Origin of the sequence: Hymenobacter armeniacus (assembly GCF_014699055.1) — a bacterium.
Lineage (GTDB): Bacteria > Bacteroidota > Bacteroidia > Cytophagales > Hymenobacteraceae > Hymenobacter > Hymenobacter armeniacus.
On the sequence record NZ_JACXAC010000006.1, the window covers coordinates 95654 to 114140 of the forward strand.

Annotated in this window: 16 protein-coding genes; 5 read left to right on the forward strand and 11 right to left on the reverse strand. The window is 66.3% G+C overall.

What is annotated here, in order from left to right; genetic code table 11:
• Positions 1 to 312: 312 nt before the first annotated feature.
• Positions 313 to 1623, reverse strand: a complete 1311-nt coding sequence (locus IC234_RS17845; RefSeq protein ID WP_190927317.1) for a BNR repeat-containing protein — start codon at positions 1621 to 1623, stop codon at positions 313 to 315.
• 105 nt (positions 1624 to 1728) lie between these two features.
• Entirely contained in the window at positions 1729 to 3603 is a 1875-nt protein-coding gene (locus tag IC234_RS17850) for a glycoside hydrolase family 35 protein (RefSeq protein WP_190927318.1), read from the reverse strand.
• 266 nt (positions 3604 to 3869) lie between these two features.
• Between IC234_RS17850 and IC234_RS17855 the strand changes: the two genes are divergently transcribed.
• On the forward strand, positions 3870 to 4991 hold the full coding sequence (locus IC234_RS17855) for a glycoside hydrolase family 88/105 protein (RefSeq protein ID WP_190927319.1): 1122 nt from the start codon (positions 3870 to 3872) through the stop codon (positions 4989 to 4991).
• 129 nt (positions 4992 to 5120) lie between these two features.
• Here IC234_RS17855 and IC234_RS17860 read toward each other — a convergent pair whose 3' ends face one another.
• Positions 5121 to 7205: an alpha amylase C-terminal domain-containing protein gene (locus IC234_RS17860; protein ID WP_190927320.1), complete on the reverse strand. Its 2085-nt coding sequence runs from the start codon at positions 7203 to 7205 to the stop codon at positions 5121 to 5123.
• Positions 7206 to 7348: 143 nt separating this feature from the next.
• Here IC234_RS17860 and ggt point away from each other — a divergent pair, with 143 nt between their 5' ends.
• The gene (gene ggt, locus IC234_RS17865) at positions 7349 to 9100 is read left to right on the forward strand and encodes a gamma-glutamyltransferase (RefSeq protein ID WP_190927321.1); all 1752 of its coding nucleotides are present in this window, start codon (positions 7349 to 7351) and stop codon (positions 9098 to 9100) included.
• A gap of 107 nt (positions 9101 to 9207) precedes the next feature.
• On the opposite strand, the gene IC234_RS17870 is transcribed toward ggt, so the two are convergent.
• From IC234_RS17870 to IC234_RS17880, 3 genes are all read right to left on the reverse strand, one after another.
• Positions 9208 to 9576 carry a hypothetical protein gene (locus IC234_RS17870; RefSeq protein WP_190927322.1) on the reverse strand — a complete coding sequence of 123 codons (369 nt, stop codon included), beginning with the start codon at positions 9574 to 9576 and terminating at the stop codon, positions 9208 to 9210.
• 232 nt (positions 9577 to 9808) lie between these two features.
• Complete coding sequence (locus tag IC234_RS17875; protein WP_190927323.1) at positions 9809 to 10159, reverse strand: hypothetical protein; 351 nt, start codon at positions 10157 to 10159, stop codon at positions 9809 to 9811.
• A 120-nt stretch (positions 10160 to 10279) separates the two neighbouring features.
• Positions 10280 to 11332, reverse strand: a complete 1053-nt coding sequence (locus IC234_RS17880; protein ID WP_190927325.1) for an NYN domain-containing protein — start codon at positions 11330 to 11332, stop codon at positions 10280 to 10282.
• Positions 11333 to 11480: 148 nt separating this feature from the next.
• On the opposite strand from IC234_RS17880, the gene IC234_RS17885 reads away from it, so the two are divergent.
• Positions 11481 to 14513 (forward strand): TIM-barrel domain-containing protein, encoded by a 3033-nt coding sequence (locus IC234_RS17885; protein ID WP_190927327.1) that lies wholly within the window; start codon positions 11481 to 11483, stop codon positions 14511 to 14513.
• A 14-nt stretch (positions 14514 to 14527) separates the two neighbouring features.
• Positions 14528 to 15067 carry a GNAT family N-acetyltransferase gene (locus IC234_RS17890; protein ID WP_190927329.1) on the forward strand — a complete coding sequence of 180 codons (540 nt, stop codon included), beginning with the start codon at positions 14528 to 14530 and terminating at the stop codon, positions 15065 to 15067.
• A gap of 19 nt (positions 15068 to 15086) precedes the next feature.
• Here the strand turns inward: IC234_RS17890 and IC234_RS17895 are convergent, their stop codons facing one another.
• From IC234_RS17895 to IC234_RS17915, 5 genes are all read right to left on the reverse strand, one after another.
• The gene (locus IC234_RS17895) at positions 15087 to 15284 is read right to left on the reverse strand and encodes a hypothetical protein (protein ID WP_190927331.1); all 198 of its coding nucleotides are present in this window, start codon (positions 15282 to 15284) and stop codon (positions 15087 to 15089) included.
• Positions 15259 to 15435, reverse strand: a complete 177-nt coding sequence (locus IC234_RS17900) for a hypothetical protein (protein ID WP_190927333.1) — start codon at positions 15433 to 15435, stop codon at positions 15259 to 15261. Before IC234_RS17900 ends, IC234_RS17895 begins: the two co-directional genes overlap by 26 nt.
• Positions 15436 to 15553: 118 nt before the next feature.
• Positions 15554 to 16228: a phosphatase PAP2 family protein gene (locus IC234_RS17905; RefSeq protein ID WP_190927335.1), complete on the reverse strand. Its 675-nt coding sequence runs from the start codon at positions 16226 to 16228 to the stop codon at positions 15554 to 15556.
• Positions 16229 to 16313: 85 nt separating this feature from the next.
• Positions 16314 to 16538 carry a hypothetical protein gene (locus IC234_RS17910; protein ID WP_190927337.1) on the reverse strand — a complete coding sequence of 75 codons (225 nt, stop codon included), beginning with the start codon at positions 16536 to 16538 and terminating at the stop codon, positions 16314 to 16316.
• A 119-nt stretch (positions 16539 to 16657) separates the two neighbouring features.
• Positions 16658 to 16891 (reverse strand): hypothetical protein, encoded by a 234-nt coding sequence (locus IC234_RS17915; protein ID WP_190927338.1) that lies wholly within the window; start codon positions 16889 to 16891, stop codon positions 16658 to 16660.
• 93 nt (positions 16892 to 16984) lie between these two features.
• Between IC234_RS17915 and IC234_RS17920 the strand changes: the two genes are divergently transcribed.
• Positions 16985 to 18460, forward strand: a complete 1476-nt coding sequence (locus IC234_RS17920; RefSeq protein ID WP_190927339.1) for an alpha-amylase family glycosyl hydrolase — start codon at positions 16985 to 16987, stop codon at positions 18458 to 18460.
• The last annotated feature ends 27 nt before the right edge of the window (positions 18461 to 18487 follow it).

Consider the following 18487-nt stretch of genomic DNA (forward strand, 5'->3'; position numbering starts at 1 on the left):
TTTGCCAAGAAGGAGGCGCTTGGCCGTAGGCGCGCGTAATAACTGCGGAAGCTAGCCACAGGCTGAATAGGGCAAGACGTAAGGCTGGAGTCATAAGGGGGCGGGAAAGAGCCGGGCGGCGAGTGAGTTTGGAAAATGTGGCGACTAGAAGCAGTAGCGGCCGCGCAGGGGTTGCGCAAAAGGCGGAACGACGAGTTCTGAAAGCAAATGAAGTAACTGCGTTGAAGAAAGCATCAAATAATACTGCGTCTTTTGCAGCTGCCCGCCAAAACGGCTGTGGTGCTGGAGCGGGGCAAGTAGCGGCCGGCGCAGCTACCGGCCGGGCCGCCACTCCACAATGCGCACGGGCTGGGGCGGCAGCGCCTCCAGGGTTTCGCCGTCGCCCTGGCCGGTGCGCTGCACGAAAAGGCTGAGCACGCCGTGTTTTAGCCAACGCTCGGTGTCGTAGCTGGGCTCCCAGCTGCCCAGGGGGCTGGTGATGAGGTCGGTGGTGGTCCAGCGGTTGGCGGCGAGGTCGGTGCACTGGGTGAGCGAGGCGCGGTCCTGGCGCTCCACGTCGCGAAAGACGACGTACACCGTGCGGTGGCCCCGCTGCTCGCCCACCAGCACCTGCGGCCGGGCAATGGGAATCTTCTTGGTGCCGGTTCCGCTCAGGCTAAAGGGCGTGGTGCGCTGGCCGACCTGCATGGTCTTCCACTCCTTACCGGCCAGGCAAACGAGCTGATACTGCGGCACCTGCGTGCCCGCGGGCCGCCAGTACGTGGCGATGTAGGGCTGCCCCGCGGCATCGGCCGCAATGGACGTCTGGTTTATCAGCTCGCTGCGCTGCGGGATGCGGCAGGCGTACTCGGCGGTGCGCTCGGTGATGGGCAGCGCATAGGGTTCGCCGGTGCTTTTCTGCCAGGTGCGGCCGCCGTCGCGGGAGCGGGCGTAGGCCAGGTCGTGGTTGGAGGCCACGTCGGGCGACTCGCGCCACACCCAGGCCACGTGCACGGTGCCGCGCGCGTCGATGCAGGCCTGCCAGTAGGCGTTGCGCTGGCCTTCGCCGTCGATGAGTACGCTGTGCAGGCGGGTCCACTGCCGGGTTTTCAGCGAGTAGCGGTTCAGCACGAGGTTGCCGTTGCCGGAGCCGCCGTCGCGGTACAGAAAGAGCAGGTCGCCGCCGGGGAAACGGTGAAACTCCGGGTAGCTCACCTTCTGCTCCTGCTGGCCGGTCATGGGCTGCAGCGGGCCCATTTCCAATGAGCCGGGCGCCAGGCCGCGGCAGTAGCGCAGGAGGGTGTTGTGGTGGTCGAAGCTCAGGTGCACGTAGCCGGCGCCGTCCACCATCAGGCTGATGACGTTGTGGGCGTCCTTCACGTTGCCGTGGTAGGGCGTGCGCTGCACCTGCCAAGGCCCGGCGGGCAGGCGGCGTTTGGCCAGCGTCACGTAGCCCACCGAGTCGTAGTAGGCAGTGAACTGGTCGCGCTGGTGCGTCACCACGGAGTTTTTGCGGAACACGGCGCCGTTCACGTTGTTGCGGGCCCAGCCCAGGCCCACGGGGGTTTGCGCGAGCGTGGCGCGGGGCGAAGCCAGGCCGGCCCAGAGGAGCAACAGCGGCCCGGCAAATCGAACAAAAAGCATCAGGAACGAATGTTGGTTAAAGTCCAGCCGTGCCGCAAATCATCATTCGGGGCTTGCCGGATGGGTGGGGCGCCAGAGGCACGGGCGGGCAGGGCAGGCTTTTGCTCACGGCTGGCTGCTGCCCGCCGCGGGCTGCAGTTCGCTGAGAATCGGATGATTGAGAAAAGCAACGCGGGCCTGCTGCGGCTTGAGCAGTTCCAGCACCGCTATGTCGTTGGCGCCTTTTTTCAGCCACTCGGCGGGCACGTACAGCGTTTGCTGGGGCCCAATGGCCCAGTAGCGGCCCAAGTGGTGGCCGTTCACCCACACCACGCCTTTGCCCCACTGCCGCATGTCGAGATAGGTGTCGGCGGGCTGGGCCACGCTGAACGTGGCGGCCCGCAGTACGGGGGAGCCGTCGGCCGTCGGGACTGCCGCGCTGGCGTTGGGCACTACCGGGGCTTGGTCGAAGGGCAGGCCGAACATCTGCCAGCCCCGCACCTCCTTCCCGCCCAGGCGCACGCTCCGGGTGATGCCTTTGTTGTTCTCCAATAGGTATTTGCCAAAGTTGATGCGCCCCATGTTTTCGACCAAAATGTCGAGCTGCACCGGGCCGGCGGGCAAGGCCAGGCGCAGGCTGTCCTGCCGCAAGCGGCGGTCGAGGGAGCCCACGCGCCGGCCGTTCAGCAGCACCACGGCGTAGTCGCGCAGGTCCGTGATTTTTAGGGTTTGGGGGCTGCCGCCCGGCACCGTGGCGCGGTAGAGCACATAGCCGTAGGCCTGTTTCAGCGCCTCGAAGGTGAGGGGCGTGGCGCTGGCCACGGGGGCGGGCAGGCGGTCGAGCAGGCTGAGCGCCCGGGTGAGGCTCAGGGCCGGCAGGGCCACGCTGGGCCGGGGCGCGGGCACGGGCGGCAGGGGCTGGCCGGCCGGCCGGTATTTGGCAATGACGCTTCGGAAAGCCAAGAACTTGAGCGTGGCGTTGCCGGCCTCGTCGAGCGGCGCGTCGTAGTCGTAGCTGCTGATTTGGGGCTCGTACGCAGTGCCGTCGCCCTTGTAGTTGGCCCCGTTCATGAAGCCGCGGGTGGTGCCGCCGTGAAACATGTACATGTTGATGGACATGCCCGCCTTCAGCACCGAATCCAGGCCGGGCGAGTACTTGGCGGCGGGTACGGTGTGGTGCTGGGTGCCCCACCAGTCGAACCACGCGGGATACCACTCGGCCACGTAGTAGGGCCCCTGGCCGCCGTGGTTGGCGCGCACCAGCTGGCGGATTTGGCCGGGCTTGTCGGTGCCGTTCACGGCGGGCAGCAGGCCGGGCAGGTGGCCGTTGGCCACGTCCTTCACCGGGTCGCAGGTGTAGAGCAGGCCGTCGAAGCCGGCTTCCTCAAACAGCTTTTTGTTTAACGCGAGGTACTCCTTATCCGCCCCGTAGGAGCCGTATTCGTTTTCCACCTGCACCATGAGCACGGGGCCGCCGTGGTTCACCTGCAGCGGCGCCAGCTGCTTGCCCACGGCCTGCATGTAGCGGCGGTAGGCGGCCACGTACTGCGGCTCCTGGCTGCGCACCTTCAGGCCGGGAATGTTCTGGAGCCAGTAGGGGTAGCCGCCGAATTCCCACTCGGCGCACACGTAGGGGCTGGGACGCAGCACCACCCACAGGCCTTCTTCCTGGGCCATGCGCACGAAGGCGGCCACGTCGTGGTTGCCGGCAAAATCGTACCGGCCCGGCTGGGGCTCGTGGGCGTTCCAGAACACATAGGTGCCCACCGTATTCAGGCCCATGGCTTTGGCCATTTTGAGGCGCTGCCGCCAGGCCTCGCGCGGAATGCGCGGGTAGTGCAGCTCGCCCGAAATCATTTGAAACGGCTTGCCATCCAGCAAAAACTGGTCGGCGGCCAGGGCAAAGGTGTGGGCGGGCGGCGTGGCGGGCGGGGCGCCGGCCAGCCCCAGGCCGGCGGCCGCCAGCAAGGGCAGCAGGCCACGTAAAAACGAAGGAAGCATGAACACGAACGGAGAAAGGTTGAAAGGCGGCGTGAAGGGCCGACGGGGACTACCCGCGGGTGGCGCGGTGCTATTCAGGCCGCAGTGCGAAGGTAAAGCTCCCGTCGGGCCGCGGGAATGCCGGGCGTGGGCGGCCTTCGTTGCGTTGCGGGCAGCCAATTGCCTCAATGCCTCCCTGCCCTATTCTGCCCCCGGCGCCTAGTATTGCGGTTGGAAATTCGCCGCTGGCCCCTTTCCAACCAGCCTCACTTCCCCACCCCATCTTTATGCTCCGTTTTCTTCGTCCGCTGGCGGGCGGGCTGCTGCTGGCCTTGGGCCTGGGCCGCGCCGGCCACGCCCAGGCACTCAGCGCCGCCGACAAGGCCGTGTTCAAGCCCAAATTCATCAAGCAGCAATTGCTGAAAGCGACGCGCTGGCAGCTGGCCCACCCCAAGCACCAGGCGACGGACTGGACCAACGGGGCGTTCTACTCCGGGGTGTTTGCCGCTTATCAGGCCACCAAATCCCGGCTAATTCTGGACTCGCTCCTGGCCATGAGCGAGCGCACCCACTGGCAGCCCGACCGCCGCTACGACCACGCCGACGACATCGTCATCTGCCAGACCTACCTCAACCTTTACCGCCTCAAGAAGGACCGGCGCATGCTAGCGCCCACCCTGGCCGTGGTGGAGAAATTTCGCACCGTGCCCGGCCCCGAGGTGCAGAAAAACGGCATTGCCTGGTGGTGGTGCGACGCCCTGTTTATGGGCCCGCCCGTGCTCGTGAAGATGGGCCTGATGGAGAACAAGCCCGAGTACCTGGCCCTGAACGACACGCTGTACCAGCAAACCTACCGGCGCCTGTTCAACCACCAGGAGCACCTTTTTGCCCGCGATGCCTCCTACCTGTGGAACGCGGCCGGCGAAGGCAAAAAGGAAAGCAACGGCCAGCGCATTTTCTGGAGCCGCGGCAACGGCTGGGTGATGGGCGGCCTGGTGCAAATTCTGCAGGAGCTGCCCGCCAATCACCCCTCGCGGCCTTTCTACCTGAGCTTGTTTAAGGAAATGAGCGCCCGGCTGCTGCTGCTGCAGCAGCCCGACGGCCTGTGGCGCTCCAGCCTACTCGACCCCGCCGCCTACCCCGGCGGCGAAACCTCGGGCTCGGGCTTTGATACCTACGCCATGGCCTGGGGCCTCAACAACGGCATTCTGGACCGCGCCACCTTCCTGCCCGCCGTACAAAAAGCCTGGGTGGCCCTCAGCAAAGTGGTGTCGCCGGAAGGCCGCGTGGGCTGGGTGCAGCCCATCGGCGCCGACCCGCGCCGCGACTTCTCAGCCGACAGCTGGGAAGTGTACGGCACGGGCGCCTTTCTGCTGGCCGGCTCCGAAGTCCTCAAGCTCACCCGCTGATGCCCACTCTCGCCCCATGCGCCACCCCGCGGGGGCCGGCCTCATCAGCACGCCGGCGCCTTATTAAGCGGCGTTCTTTTGTTACAGGGGTTGGTGAGGGGCTGTCGGCGCTGTCGCCTTACGCCTCCGTTACGCCTGCGCCAGCACCAGCACCACCCGGCTGGGCAGGTACAGGCTGAGCTGGTGCTCATACGTTTCGTACTCAAATGCCTCATCGGGGCGGTCGAAGCCGCCGAAGCGGGCGCTGTCGGAGGAGAGCACCACGCGGTACTTGCCCTCCTGCGTCACCCAGAAGCGGTAGTCGGTGAGGCTGCGCTCCACGTGCAGGTTCACGATGAACACGAGGCCGCCGCGCTCGAAGGCCAGCACCTGATTTTCCTCGTCGTGCTTGAGCAGCGTGGCCGGGCCGGCAGCCAGCAGGTGGCGGGCTTTGGCCAAATGAATCAGGGCCTTGTCGAAGGCGCCCATCTGATGGAATTTCAGGTCGGGGTTGTCGCCCAGGCTCCACTGGCGGCGGGCAAAGTGGTAGCTCCAGCCGTTGCCCTCGCGCGGAAAATCGACCCACTCGGGGTGCCCAAACTCGTTGCCGATGAAGGTGAGGTAGCCCTCGCCGCCGGCCGCCAGCGTGAGCAGCCGGATGATTTTGTGCAGCGCCAGGGCCCGCGCCGCGCCGGGGTCGCCGTCCACGACGTGCATGTGGGTGTAAATGGCCGCGTCGAACAGCCAATGGGCCAGCGTTTTGTCGCCCACCAAAGCCTGGTCGTGGCTTTCTGCGTAGGCAATGGTTTTCTCGCCGGCCCGGCGGTTGGTGAGGGTGTACCACAGCTCGCCCAGGGGCCAGTGCTCGTCGGGGGTGTGCTTGAGCAGCTTAATCCAGTAGTCGGGAATGCCCATGGCCAGGCGGTAGTCGAAGCCCACGCCGCCTTCCTTGATGGGGCGGCACAGGCCGGGCAGGCCGCTCATGTCCTCGGCCACCAGCAGGCTGCCTTTCTTGAACTCGTGGGCCAGCGTGGTGGCCAGCTGCAGGTAGAGAATGGCGTCCTCGTCGGCCGCCGGCCCAAAGTAGTTGTCGTAGCCCACAAAGGCCACGCCCTCGCCGTGGTGGTGGTAGAGCATGCTGGTCACGCCGTCGAAGCGGAAACCGTCGAAATGGTATTCCTCCAGCCAGAAGCGCACGTTGCTGAGCAGAAACTGCTGCACCTCGGGCCGGCCGTAGTCGAACAGCTTGCTGTCCCAACCGGGGTGGTTGCCGCGCTCACCCTTGTGGAAGTAGAGGTTGCCGGAGCCGTCGAAATCGGCCAGGCCTTCGGCTTCGTTTTTCACGGCGTGCGAGTGCACGATGTCGAGCAGCACGGCAATGCCGCGCCGGTGCGCTTCGTTGATGAGAAACTTCAGGTCTTCGGGCGGGCCGAAGCGCGAGCTGGCCGCAAACAAGTTGGCCACGTGGTAGCCGAAGGAACCGTAATACGGGTGCTCCTGCACGGCCATCAGCTGGATGGTGTTGTAGCCGCCGGCCTCGATGCGGGGCAGCACGTTTTCGGCAAACTCGCGATAGGTGCCCACCCGGCCTTCCTCGGTGGCCATGCCCACGTGGGCCTCGTAAATCAGCGGCTCCTTCACGGCGGTGGCGGTTCGGAACTTCTGGTCGGTCCAGCGGAACTCGGTGTCGGGGCGCCAGATTTGGCCGGCAAAATCCTTGGTCTGCTCGTCCTGCACGGCGCGGCGCAGGGTGGCCGGCAGGCGGTCTTTGCCCTGGCCGTTGGCCACCACGTGCACCTTGAAGCGGCTGCCGTGGGCGAGGCGCTGGTCGTATTCCGCATCGGGCAAAAACGCCTCCCACACCCCAAATTCCAGCTTGTGCAAGGGGTTGGCCTGCCGGTCCCAGTGGTTGAAATCTCCGATTAATGACAGCGCTTCGGCGCCGGGCGCCCACTCGCGGTACACCCAGCCGCCGCGGCCGGCGTCGTGGTTCAGGCCCAGCTGCTGGTGGGCGGTGGCGTAGTGCAGCAAGGAGCCGTGGTACTGCTCGATTTCGGCCAGCCGGGCCTGCAGGCGCTCCTGGCGCTGGCGCAGCACGGGCTCGAAGGGCGCCAGCCAGGCGTCGTTCTTGACGAGGGCCAGCGGCGCAGGGCGGCGGGCGCGAGCCGTCGCGTTGGAAGTAGCGGCAACGGTGGCCGGGGCAGCCGCGGGCGCAGTAGGTTTCGACTTAGCCATGGGTGAAAATGGTTTTGCCCAAATGTAAGGCCCCAAAACTGCTGGCCGAGGTCAGGAGCAGAATCGCCGAGGTTTTGCCGGGGCTGGGCTTTGATTTTCGGCGCATGGTAGCAAGGGCGGCATTATTCCCGTTATTTTGCCCAATGCTGAAACGTGTACTCACTATTTCCCTGGCCCTGCTGATGGCTTGTTCGGCCGAGCGGCCGGTTACGTCTACCTCGCGGGCATTTGAGGGCTCGCTGGGCACGCCGGTGCCCAAGGCCGCGGCGCCCAAGCTGGCCCGCTACGCCATGGTGGTATCGGCCCACCCAGAGGCTTCTAAAATTGGCACCCAGATATTACAGCGCGGCGGCAACGCCTACGACGCGGCCGTGGCCGTGCAGTTTGCCTTGGCCGTGGTGCTGCCCGTGGCCGGCAACATCGGCGGCGGCGGCTTCCTGCTCTACCGCGACCGCAACGGGTCGGCTGGTTCGCTCGACTTCCGCGAAACCGCCCCCACGGCCGCCTCGCGCGACATGTACCTCGACAAAGCCGGCAACGTAGTGCCCGGCCTGAGCACCGCCGGCCCCCTGGCCGTGGGCACGCCCGGCACCGTGGCTGGCATGGTGACGCTGCACAAGCAGCTGGGCAAACTCTCGTGGCCCACGCTGCTGCAGCCGGCCGTGGCCCTGGCCACCCGGGGCTTCGTGCTCACCACAAAGGAAGCCGCTGGCCTGAATCGCACCAAGGCTGAATTTCAGAAGTACAACCCCGGCAATGTGCCGGCCTACGTGCGCCCCGGTGGCGGCGACTGGCAGCCCGGCGACACCCTGCGCCTGCCCGAACTGGCCCGCACCCTCACGCGCATCCGCGACCAGGGCCGCGCCGGCTTCTACCGCGGCGAAACCGCCCGCCTGCTGCTGGCCGAGATGAAGCGCGGCGGCGGCCTCGTCAGCCAAGCCGACCTCGACGGCTACCGCGCCAAGTGGCGCGAGCCCCTGCGCGGCCGCTACCGCGACTACGACGTGATTACGATGCCGCCGCCCAGCTCCGGCGGCGTGGCCCTGCTGCAAATGCTGCAAATGCTGGAGCCCGTAGACCTGGCTCAGGCCGGCTACCACACGCCCCTGGCCGTGCACTACATCACCGAGGCCGAGCGCCGCGCCTACGCCGACCGCGCCACCTACCTCGGCGACCCGGACTTTGGCCTCGTGCCCACCCAAAAGCTGCTCGACGTGGACTACAACCACCAGCGGGCCGGCTCCATGCGCTCGCGCGGCCGGGCTTCGGCCAGCTCGGAGGTGACGGCCGGCGCCAACCTGCCCAGCTACGAGAGCGACCAAACCACCCACTACAGCATCGTGGACGCCCTCGGCAACGCCGTGAGCTGCACCACCACCCTCAACGGCGCCTACGGCAGCAAAGTGGTGGTGCCCGGCGCCGGCTTTTTGCTGAACAACGAGATGGACGACTTCTCGGCCAAAGCCGGCGTGCCCAACTCCTACGGCCTGGTGGGCGGCACGGCCAACGCCATTGCCCCCGGCAAGCGCATGCTCAGCAGCATGACGCCCACCATTCTGACCCGCAACGGCCGCGTGGCCCTCGTCACGGGGTCGCCGGGCGGCAGCACCATCATCACCAGCGTGCTGCAGAGCATTCTGGGCATTGTCGACTACGGCCTAAACGCCCAGCAAGTGGTGACCGCGCCGCGCCTGCACCACCAGTGGCTGCCCGACGTGCTCGACGTGGAAGCTGGCGCCCTGCTGCCCGCCGCCCAAGACACCCTGCGCGCCCGCGGCTACCGCCCCCAGCCCCGCCTGCCCTGGGGCCGCCTCGACATCATTCACGTGCTGCCCGACGGCACCCTGGAAGGCGGCGCCGACCCGCGCGGCGACGACACCGCCGTGGGGTACTAGGCAAGCAAGCAGTAAAAAAGCCCGCTGGAATCATCCAGCGGGCTTTTTTACTGCTTATCAAGTTTGGTGAACGAGGTAGCGACGCAAGTATACGTCGCTACCTCGTGCTAGCGCGCAACGGCCGTGCTGGCCAGGTGGCGCAGGTTGCCGGCGGCGGCGATGAGTTTCTGGCTGAGTTCGCGGGCTTTGTCGCCTTCGCCGCTGAAGTTGTGGGTGGTGAGGGCCGCCTGGGCGGTGAGCTCGCCGAGGTTCTGGAAGGCCTGGGACATGCCGGCGGGGTTGTTGCCGTCGATGTGGCGGCGCAGGGTCTCCAGCTCCGCCACGATGGGGCGCAGCACGGGCTGGTCGATGGAGCGCAGCTGCTGAATCCAGTGGTCGATGTGGCTGTAGCCGGCGCTGGGGTCCATCTGGAAGCCGTTGCCGGTGGCGGTGAATAGGGACTTGATGCCGGATTCTACTTCGGAAATAAAGCTCATGAGAAGAAGAGAGAAATGGAAAATGAACCCAGCCGGCACGGCACGCCGCCAAACCCTGGCTTGGGACCACGAAGGTACGGCGCCAAGCCCCCAAAAAGCCAACCCATCGGCAGATATGCCCGCGTGCCGCATGGGAGCGGCTCTTTTCACAGAGACGCAGCGGCCGTCCGTTCGCAAAAGTCCTGCCGGCGGCCGGGGCACACCAGCACCGCTGCCGGCCGGCAGCGGTGGCTTAGCCGCGCAGCTGGCCAGCGGCGGTGCTGAGCACGTTGCCCAGCTCGCGCAGCTTGTCCTGGGCATCGGCGGTGGCCGAGTCGGCCGCTTGGGTGGTGAGCTCGCCAAGGCTGCTCAGGTGTTGGGCAAGGGTGGCGGCATCGGCGGTGCCACTGCGAAGCACCTGGTGGAGGCTTTGTAGCTCGGCGGCGATGTCGGCCAGCGGGGCGTTGCCCTGCAGGGTTTTTATCCAGCCGGTGATGTTTTCGCCGGCGATGCCGGCGGCGCTGGGCAGGCCGCCGCGCAGCGCACCCAGCGTGGTATCCAGCTGGCTGTTGCCGAGGCTGCTTTGCGATTGGGAAGCATTCATGTGTGGGGAGTGGAAGGGTTGGCGGATGAAAGATGCCTTAGCAACCCGCAACGCCCGGCCTTGTTGACCCCGACCATCACAACATTTTGGCCTTCGCCGGGAGCCGGCGGCCCCGGCGCCCTATTCTCCGCCGGGGTGCAGGGCTTGCACGTCGGGGTGGTTGTAATTCACCACGATGACCGAGAACGGATGCGGCTCGCCCTCGCGCTTTTCGATGCGGATGGTGCCGGCGTCGCGCAGGTGGTTGAGCAGGTCGCGGCGCTCGTAGTCGGGCAGCTCGGGCAGCTCGTCGGTGAGCAGGCGCATGAACGGGCCCAGCCACAGCTCGGGCACGCGGCGCTGCTGCTTGGCTTCCAGCTTCTGAAACTCGTTGAGAATGAAGGCCAGCGTGCGGCGCTCGATGTCGCGCGCCAAGGGCCGAACCGGGGCAAAATCGGGCACCTCGTCGGTGGCGCGAAATGCCACCCGGGGCGCCACGGGCACCACCGGCCGGGGCGCGCTGGCCGAGGGAATGGAGCCCACCTGCGGCCCTTTGGCGGTTTCGCGGGCGGCCAGGGCGGCGGCCGTGGGCACGCCCGCCAGGCCCTGCTCGCGCAGGCGGCGGCTTTCTTCCTGCAGGCGCAGGCGGTCGGTGCGGCGCTTTTCGAGCTGCTCCACGCGTTCGGCGCCCAGCAGGTCGCGGGCGTCGATGAAGGATGCGGAGCCGATGTTCTGCAGCAAGTCGCCGGACACGGACTCGCGGAAACCGGCCACCAGCACCTGCCGCGCCTGCCGGCGCAGGTGCTGCAGCACGGGAATGTAGTCGCGGTCGCCGGCCACGAGCACGAAGGTGCCGATGTCGGGCCGGGTGTACATCACCTCCAGCGCGTCGATGCAAAGCTGCATGTCGGCGGCGTTTTTGTGGTCGGTGCCCAGCACGTTGCGGGTGCTCACGCCCATGAGGTAGAGGGCCCCTTGCGGGGCCGTGGCCAGGCGCTCGAAGTCAGCGTAGGCGTAGCTGATGAGCGAGTCGAGGCCCTTGGCGGCCAACTGCTCGCGCAGGCTGCGCACGATGTCGAGCACGTAGTCGTTGAGGTCGGGCGGGTCGTGGAAGTGATTCTTGAGAAAATAATAAACATTCTCAAAATCAATGAAAACCGCGGCGTACGGGGAAGCAGGGGACTTGGGCGACATAGGGCGAAGGTACTATATCCCGCAGTGGGAAAATTTCCCGGGCTGGGCAGCATGGTTCAGCTCAAGCCTGATTTTGCTTCGGTACAGGCACGAAATCGGAGGCTTTGACTTCGGCTGTAACTTGCCCCTCCCACCCGACTTGGCTTTCATGAAGCACATTACCCGCTTCTCGGTTTCTTCAGCAGTTTTGGTTTCAGCGCTTCTGCTGTCAACGCCCGGCGCCAAGGCCCAGCGCGCCGGGGGCGGCCCACCGGCCACGGACCCGTTTGGGCGGCGCGTGGTGCCGGCGCGGGTAGTGCCGGGCGGGCGGTACAAGTCGCACTCATTTGCAGGTGGTGTCCTGCGTGTCACTTGCACCAATGGTAGCATGCTTAAGGTGCAGTCCTGGGCCGAGGGGGTGTTAAAGGTGAGCTACTCGGCCAACAGCCACCCGCTCAAAGCAGATAGCTCGGTGAGCGTGGTACAAGGCCCCGCCGTGCAGGATGAGCCCAAGGGCATTCTGGCTACCAAGCCCGAAGTAGCGAATACCCCCGATGCGCTGCTTGTACTTTCGGGGCCACTGGCGAATGGCGTGACAGTGATGATTGACAAAAAAACTTGTCAGGTCAGCTACCATCGCAACGAATTATCCTTTTCTCAGGCAGGACCAATTTTTCTCTACCAAGCAGCCGCGCCCACAACCGCCACCCAACCAGTGCCCGGCGGCGTGGGCGTGCGCTTCCGCCTCGCTCCGGGCGAGCGACTGTACGGCACCGGCTCGCGCGCCCTTCCGCTGGACCGGCGCGGCCACCGGCTGGAGCTCTACAACCAAGCCCACTACGGCTCGCAGAACAACGAGCCCAACCTGAACATCGCGCTGCCCACGGTGCTCAGCAGCCGGGGCTACATGCTGTTTTTCGACAACCACGCGCCGGGCTACCTCGATTTGGGCAAGACCGATAAAAACGTGCTGGAATACGGTGGCGAGGGACTGACCTCCCTCTCCTACTTCGTGATAACCGGCCGCAACCAGGCCGAAATCCTGGAACGCTACACGGCCCTCACGGGCCGGCAGCCGCTGCCGCCGCGCTGGGCGCTGGGGCTCATCCAGAGCCGCTTCGGCTACCAAAGCGACGCGGAGATGCAGAACGTGGCCGCCCGCATGCGCCGCGAGAACTTCCCGCTCGACGCGCTGGTGCTGGACTTGTACTGGTTTGGCGGCACCACCCGGCAGGGCGACCTGGCTTGGGACCGCAGCAAATTCCCCGACCCGGCCGGGATGATGAGCCGCCTGAATAAGCAGGGCGTGAAGACCGTGCTGATTTCGGAGCCTTACGTGATGCTGACTTCGCGCAACGACTCCACGGTGCGCACGCAGGGGCTGGTGGGCACCACGGCGGCGGGCCAGCCGTTCACGGTGGGCTCGTTCTGGGCCGGGCCGGCCAGCTTGCTCGACGTGTTCAAGCCCCAAACCCGCGACTGGCTGTGGGGCTACTACAAACAGCTGCACCAGGAAGGCGCCGCCGGCTGGTGGAGCGACCTGGGCGAGCCCGAAAACCACCCCGAGGCCATGCAGCACGCGGCCGGCCCGGCCCGCGCCGTGCACAACGCCTTCGGGCAAAGCTGGGCGGGCATTTTGAGCGAAGGCTACGCGAAAGATTTTCCCGACGAGCGGGTGTTCAACCTGGCGCGCTCGGGCTGGGCGGGCATGCAGCGCAACAGCGTGTTTCCGTGGTCGGGCGACATCAATCGCTCCTGGAGCGGTTTTCAGGCCCAGATTCCGGTGATGCTGGGCATGGGCCAGGGGGGAGTGGGCTACATGCACTCCGATGCGGGCGGCTTCTGCGTGGGCGGCATCGACCCGGAGCTGTACACCCGTTGGCTGCAAATGGCCAGCCTCTGCCCCATCCTGCGGCCCCACGGCTCGGGCGTGCCGCCGGAGCCCTACTATTACCCTGACCCGTACAAGAGCAGCGTGCGCAACGCCGTGCAGCTGCGGTATCAGTTGCTGCCGTACCTGTACACGCTGGCCTGGCAAAACACGGCGCGCGGCCTGCCGCTGGTGCGGGCCATGGATTTCAACAATCGTTATCCTGTTATCCCGCCACCGCCACCATCAAAAGCCGATTATTTAGTGGAGGTAGCAGCCGCCGATGACTGGGAAAAGCCGAAAAAAGAGCATTTCTACCGGGATATTGATACAAGTGCGCCACTTGACTCGCTGGTCACCAAGGCATTGGCACTTGCTAACGACCAATACCTGCTCGGCCCCAACCTATTGGTAGCCCCGGTGCTCCACCCCAGCCAGCGGCGGTGCAACGTGCTGATACCCAGCGGAAACTGGATTGATTTTTACACCAATCAGACCTATGCCGGCAGTAGCGTGGTGGGCGTGCCCGCCCCGCTGGCCCACACGCCCCTGCTGGTGCGCGGCGGCGCCTTTCTGCCCATGACTTCCTACCGGCCCAGCACCGCCCTCTACCGCCCCGACACCCTGCTGCTGCGCTATTACCCCGACCCCAGCGCGTCGGAATCGGAATTCACGATGTACGACGACGACGGGCACTCCGCCCAGGCATTGGCGCGGCGGCAGTACGAAACCCTCACGGCCCGCGGCTTCTGCACGCCCATGCAAACCGACGTGATACTGAGCAGCAACGGCGAATACCCGGGCCAGCCGGTGTTTCGGTTCCTGCGGCTGCTGGTGCAGCGGGTGGCCGCGCCGCCCACGGCCATTTTCTTCGACGAGAAGCCCGTGCCCGCCGAAGGCTATTCCTACGACCCGGTGAAGCATGAGCTGGAAGTGCACTTCCTGATGAATGCCGGCGTGGCCGTGAGCCTGCGCGGCCTAAAAATCCTGACCACAACCGCCCCCAACGCGGCGCCCGACGCCCTGACGCTGGAAGCACCCGACGCCCGCAGCTTCGGGCCCGGCGGCACCACCCTGCACTACACCCGCCACCGGCGCACCAGCCCCACCGCCGTTCAGCCCGACCGTCGCAACCCCAAGCTGGAAATCAGCTCCGTGCGCGCCGATGCCTTTCTCAATATTTTTGACAGCCTGGGGCAACTGGTGTTCACGGAAGCGCTATCGGACGAGCCCGGCCCCCACGCCCTGCGCTGGGACGCCCGCAACGCCGCGCCGGGCGTGTACACGGCCGAAGTGGCCGGCCAGCACCAGCGCCTGATTGTTACCCAATAGCTTACGTCCCACTCATGCCGCCCTTCGACACCGCCCGCCTGCACCTGCGCCCGCTCACCGACGCCGACACGGCCGGCATGTTTGCGCTCGACTCTGACCCGGCCGTGCACCGCTACTTGGGCGGCATCGGTGGCCGGCTGCTGACGGACCCGACCGAAAGCCTGGACATGATACGCTTCATTGAGGCGCAATACGCCGCCAACGGCATCGGGCGCTGGGCCGTGGTGCTGCGCGAAACCGGCGAATTCATGGGCTGGGCCGGGCTGAAGCTGGTGGCCGGCCCCATCAACGGGCAGCACGATTTCTACGACCTGGGCTACCGCTTTCGGCCCCAATTCTGGGGGCAGGGCTACGGCTACGAAGCCGCCCAGGCCTGGCTCGACCACGGCTTCCAGGCCATGCGCCTGCCCCGAATCTGTGGCTACGCCGACGCCGAAAACCTGGCTTCCCGGCGCATTCTGGCCAAAATTGGCCTTCGCGAAGGCAACGAATTTGTGGAAGAGGACGTGCGCTGCGTGTGGTATGAGGCCCAAAATCCGGCCACGCCCACTTAACCCCGACTCGCCGCCAGCGCTAGAACGGCACTCGCTGAAACACCAGCCGCACGCTGGCCCCGCCCATGGCCATGGGCCCGGCAAAGCTGCCGCTACAGAAATTGGGTATCAGATTGTCGACGGTAAGTGCGCCCGTGGTGGTGGGGCCGCTGTAGAACGGCCCGCCGTTGGATGTGCAGCCGGCGGGGAAGTTAGTTGCAGGCCTGTACGGGGACATTGAGCAACACCGGCCCGGTACTGCCGGGTAATCCCTTGCCCACGTAGTAATACAGCAGCGCCAGGGCCGAGCCATCGGGCAGGCCCGCGCGCAGCACCAGTATGCGCCGCTCCTGCCCCGAGGCGGACGGCGGCGGCGTGACGAGCGACACGTTGTAGCTGGTCAGGTCGAGGCGGTGTAGGTGATGGACGTAGGCGGCACCGGCGTCGGCTTGGGCGCGTCTTTGGAGCAGGCGGCCAGCGTGAGCAACAGCAGCAGCAAAAAGGCCTTCATGGCCCCAAGCTAGGGTCCGGCGTTGGCCGGTAGCGGCTCAGCAGCAGGTGCACCAGCAGCACCCAGCCTACAGCGCTGCTCCAGCCGGCCAACACGTCGGAGGGGTTGTGTACGCCCAGGTACACGCGGGCCCAGCCCACGGCCAGCGCAAACAGCGGCGCCAGCCCCTGCACCCACCCGCGGGCCCGGGCCTGCCACAGCAACAGGCCCAGCGCCGTGGCCAGCGCGGCCGTATCCATGGCGTGCCCGCTGGGAAAGCTGAGGGTGGTTTCGGGTCGAATGCTGGCCCACAGCGCGGGCCGCGGCCGGGCCACCAGCGCCTTGATAAGCTGCGTGAGCAGCATGGAGCCGCCCACCGCCAGCGCCCACTCGCCGGCGGCGCGCCAGCGGCGGCGGCGCAGCAGCGCCAGCAGCCCCAGCACCCCGGCCCCCACCATGGGCCCGGTGTTGCCCACAATGGTCAGAAATACGGCCAGGGCATCGAGCGCGGCCGTGGCGTGGCGGTGCCAAAACCAGAGCAGCGGCTCATCAAAGCCCAGATGCCCAGTGGTTAGCACCGCCCACGCCAGCGCGCCGAAGGTGGCCCAGGCCAGCAGCGCTCCAATCAGTACCCAGCGGGTGTGCCCGCGCCAGCGCCGGTTGGACGGCATCCAATACGAAGCGTTGGTCATGGGTAGGCGCTTGAATCAGCCCCGTGGGTGGGCCGCGCTGGAATGTACGGGCAGCGCGGCCGGTCGTTTGGCGGCAGGTGGCCGACTAGCGGGCCAGCCGGTCGAACGTGACCTGAAAATCGTTGCGAATGGCGTAGCTGCCCAGGTTTTGGAAGAAGGAGTGGGATTTGTACTTCACCCCGAATTGGGTGCGGTCGAGCGTGGCCGTGCCGCACAGGCGCAGGAACACCATCAGCGAAACCCAGGTATCGATGAATTCGAGCCGGTAGGTAACGGGGCGGCGCACGTACTGCCAAAAGTCGTTGCGCACGGCGTAGGGCTGGAAGCACAGCCACCAAACCAATACAGCGCCACCTGCAGGAATACTGGCTCAAAATGCAGCCAGCAGCCGGCCCGCCCCCGAAAGCCGTGGTTGACGAGGCGGCGCACCTAGAAATACAGCAGCGGCCCAAACGCCAGCGAGTAGTACATGGGCGAGAAAGACAGGTTGGCGTTTTGCCCGTACAGCCCCGACATCTGAAAAAACACGACGAGCACCCACAGCGCAATGGCCCCCATGAGCAGGGCCAGGAAGCGGTTCAACACCCGCTTGAACGGCGACGCGGCCAGCAACCCGGCCGCGAAGCACGCTTGCGCGACGACGGCACACAGCGCCACCGTCATGAAGGAAATTGGGACTTGCAGGGGCCTCAGCGCCCATCGGCTGCCGCAAAAATGCGGCCCGGTGGGCTTTCCCGGTTTGTCTTACTTTGCGGCATGAGAATTCCCATTGCTTTCCGCGCCTGGGGCGCCCTGGCGGGGCTGCTGGTTGCGCTCGGGGCCTGCCAGTCGGGCCCCGGCGCGGGCACTGAACAACAGGCCGCCGTCCCGCCGGCCGCGGCCGTGCCCGACGCAGCGGCGTTCCGCGTGCGGCACTCGGCCTGGGCCGCCACGGCCAGCCTTTACCAGATAAATGTGCGCCAGTTCACCCCCGAAGGCACCTTGCGGGCGGCGGAGGCGCACCTGCCGCGCCTGCAACGCATGGGGGTGGGCATTGTGTGGCTCATGCCCATCAATCCCATCGGCCGGAGCCACCGCAAGGGCGCGCTGGGCAGCGCCTACTCGGTGCGCGACTACCGCGCCGTGAACCCCGACCTCGGCACGCTGGCCGACCTGCAGCATTTTGTGGGCACGGCGCACCAGTTGGGCCTGCACGTCATTCTCGATTGGGTGGCCAACCACACGGCCTGGGACAGCAACCTCACCACCGAGCACCCCGAGTGGTACACCCGCGACGCCAAGGGCAACTTCCGCCCGCCGGTGGCTGACTGGCAGGACGTCATCGACCTCGACTACCGCCAGCCCGCCCTGCGCCGCTACATGACCGAAAGCATGGCCTACTGGGTGAAAACCGCCGACCTCGACGGCTTTCGCTGCGACGTGGCCGGGCTGGTGCCCACCGACTTTTGGAACGACACGCGGCGCGAGCTGGAAAAGACAAAACCGGTCTTTATGCTGGCCGAGTGGGACGAGCTGTTTCCGCCCACGTTCATTTCGCGGCGGGAATTCGACCCCCACACCCGCCTGCTCGAGCAAGCGTTTGATGCCACCTACGCCCTCAGCCTGCACGGCCTGCTCGACAGCGTGGGCCGCGGCCAGAAACCCACCGCCGAACTGGCCCGCTACTGGGCCGCCGAGCGCCGCACCTACCCGCCCGGCGTGGGCCTGATGACCTTCACCAGCACCCACGACATCAACGCCTGGGACGGCAGCGAGTACGAGCGCCTCGGGCCCAACGCCGTGCCCGAAGCAGTGCTGGCCATGCTTTGGCCCGGCATCCCGATGCTCTACAACGGCCAGGAGTCGGCCCTGAAAAAGCGCCTGCGCTTCTTCGACAAAGACACCATTTCGTGGAACGGCTACCCGCTGCAGGGCTTCTATACCACGCTGCTGCAACTGAAGAAGCGGCACCCGGCCCTGCGCAATTTCGACGCGGCCTCTCGCTTCCGGCTGCTGCCCAGCCCGGCTTCCACCGTCCTGTTCGAGCGGCGCAAAGCACTGGACGGCATTGTGGTAGCCGTGAATTTGAGCAACAAGCCGCAACGGGTGACATTGCCAGCCACGCCCGATTCGCTGGGCTGGCGCTACGCGGCTGTGTTTGACGGCCGCGCGCCTTCGGTTTCCCAACAAAACCGCACCGCTGCCCTCCCCCCGCACGGCTACCAGGTATGGGAACAAATTGCCCTGAAGTGAGTAAGTGTCTGTGACACTATTCGCTTC

Coding starts and splice junctions, on each gene's coding strand:
- IC234_RS17860 (WP_190927320.1), bottom strand. CDS start 7,205: ATGGCTAAGTCGAAACCTACTGCGCCCGCGGCTGCCCCGGCCACCGTT.
- IC234_RS17905 (WP_190927335.1), bottom strand. CDS start 16,228: ATGACCAACGCTTCGTATTGGATGCCGTCCAACCGGCGCTGGCGCGGG.
- IC234_RS17855 (WP_190927319.1), top strand. CDS start 3,870: ATGCTCCGTTTTCTTCGTCCGCTGGCGGGCGGGCTGCTGCTGGCCTTG.
- ggt (WP_190927321.1), top strand. CDS start 7,349: ATGCTGAAACGTGTACTCACTATTTCCCTGGCCCTGCTGATGGCTTGT.
- IC234_RS17915 (WP_190927338.1), bottom strand. CDS start 16,891: ATGACGGTGGCGCTGTGTGCCGTCGTCGCGCAAGCGTGCTTCGCGGCC.
- IC234_RS17850 (WP_190927318.1), bottom strand. CDS start 3,603: ATGCTTCCTTCGTTTTTACGTGGCCTGCTGCCCTTGCTGGCGGCCGCC.
- IC234_RS17895 (WP_190927331.1), bottom strand. CDS start 15,284: ATGTCCCCGTACAGGCCTGCAACTAACTTCCCCGCCGGCTGCACATCC.
- IC234_RS17845 (WP_190927317.1), bottom strand. CDS start 1,623: ATGCTTTTTGTTCGATTTGCCGGGCCGCTGTTGCTCCTCTGGGCCGGC.
- IC234_RS17880 (WP_190927325.1), bottom strand. CDS start 11,332: ATGTCGCCCAAGTCCCCTGCTTCCCCGTACGCCGCGGTTTTCATTGAT.
- IC234_RS17890 (WP_190927329.1), top strand. CDS start 14,528: ATGCCGCCCTTCGACACCGCCCGCCTGCACCTGCGCCCGCTCACCGAC.
- IC234_RS17875 (WP_190927323.1), bottom strand. CDS start 10,159: ATGAATGCTTCCCAATCGCAAAGCAGCCTCGGCAACAGCCAGCTGGAT.
- IC234_RS17870 (WP_190927322.1), bottom strand. CDS start 9,576: ATGAGCTTTATTTCCGAAGTAGAATCCGGCATCAAGTCCCTATTCACC.
- IC234_RS17920 (WP_190927339.1), top strand. CDS start 16,985: ATGAGAATTCCCATTGCTTTCCGCGCCTGGGGCGCCCTGGCGGGGCTG.
- IC234_RS17885 (WP_190927327.1), top strand. CDS start 11,481: ATGAAGCACATTACCCGCTTCTCGGTTTCTTCAGCAGTTTTGGTTTCA.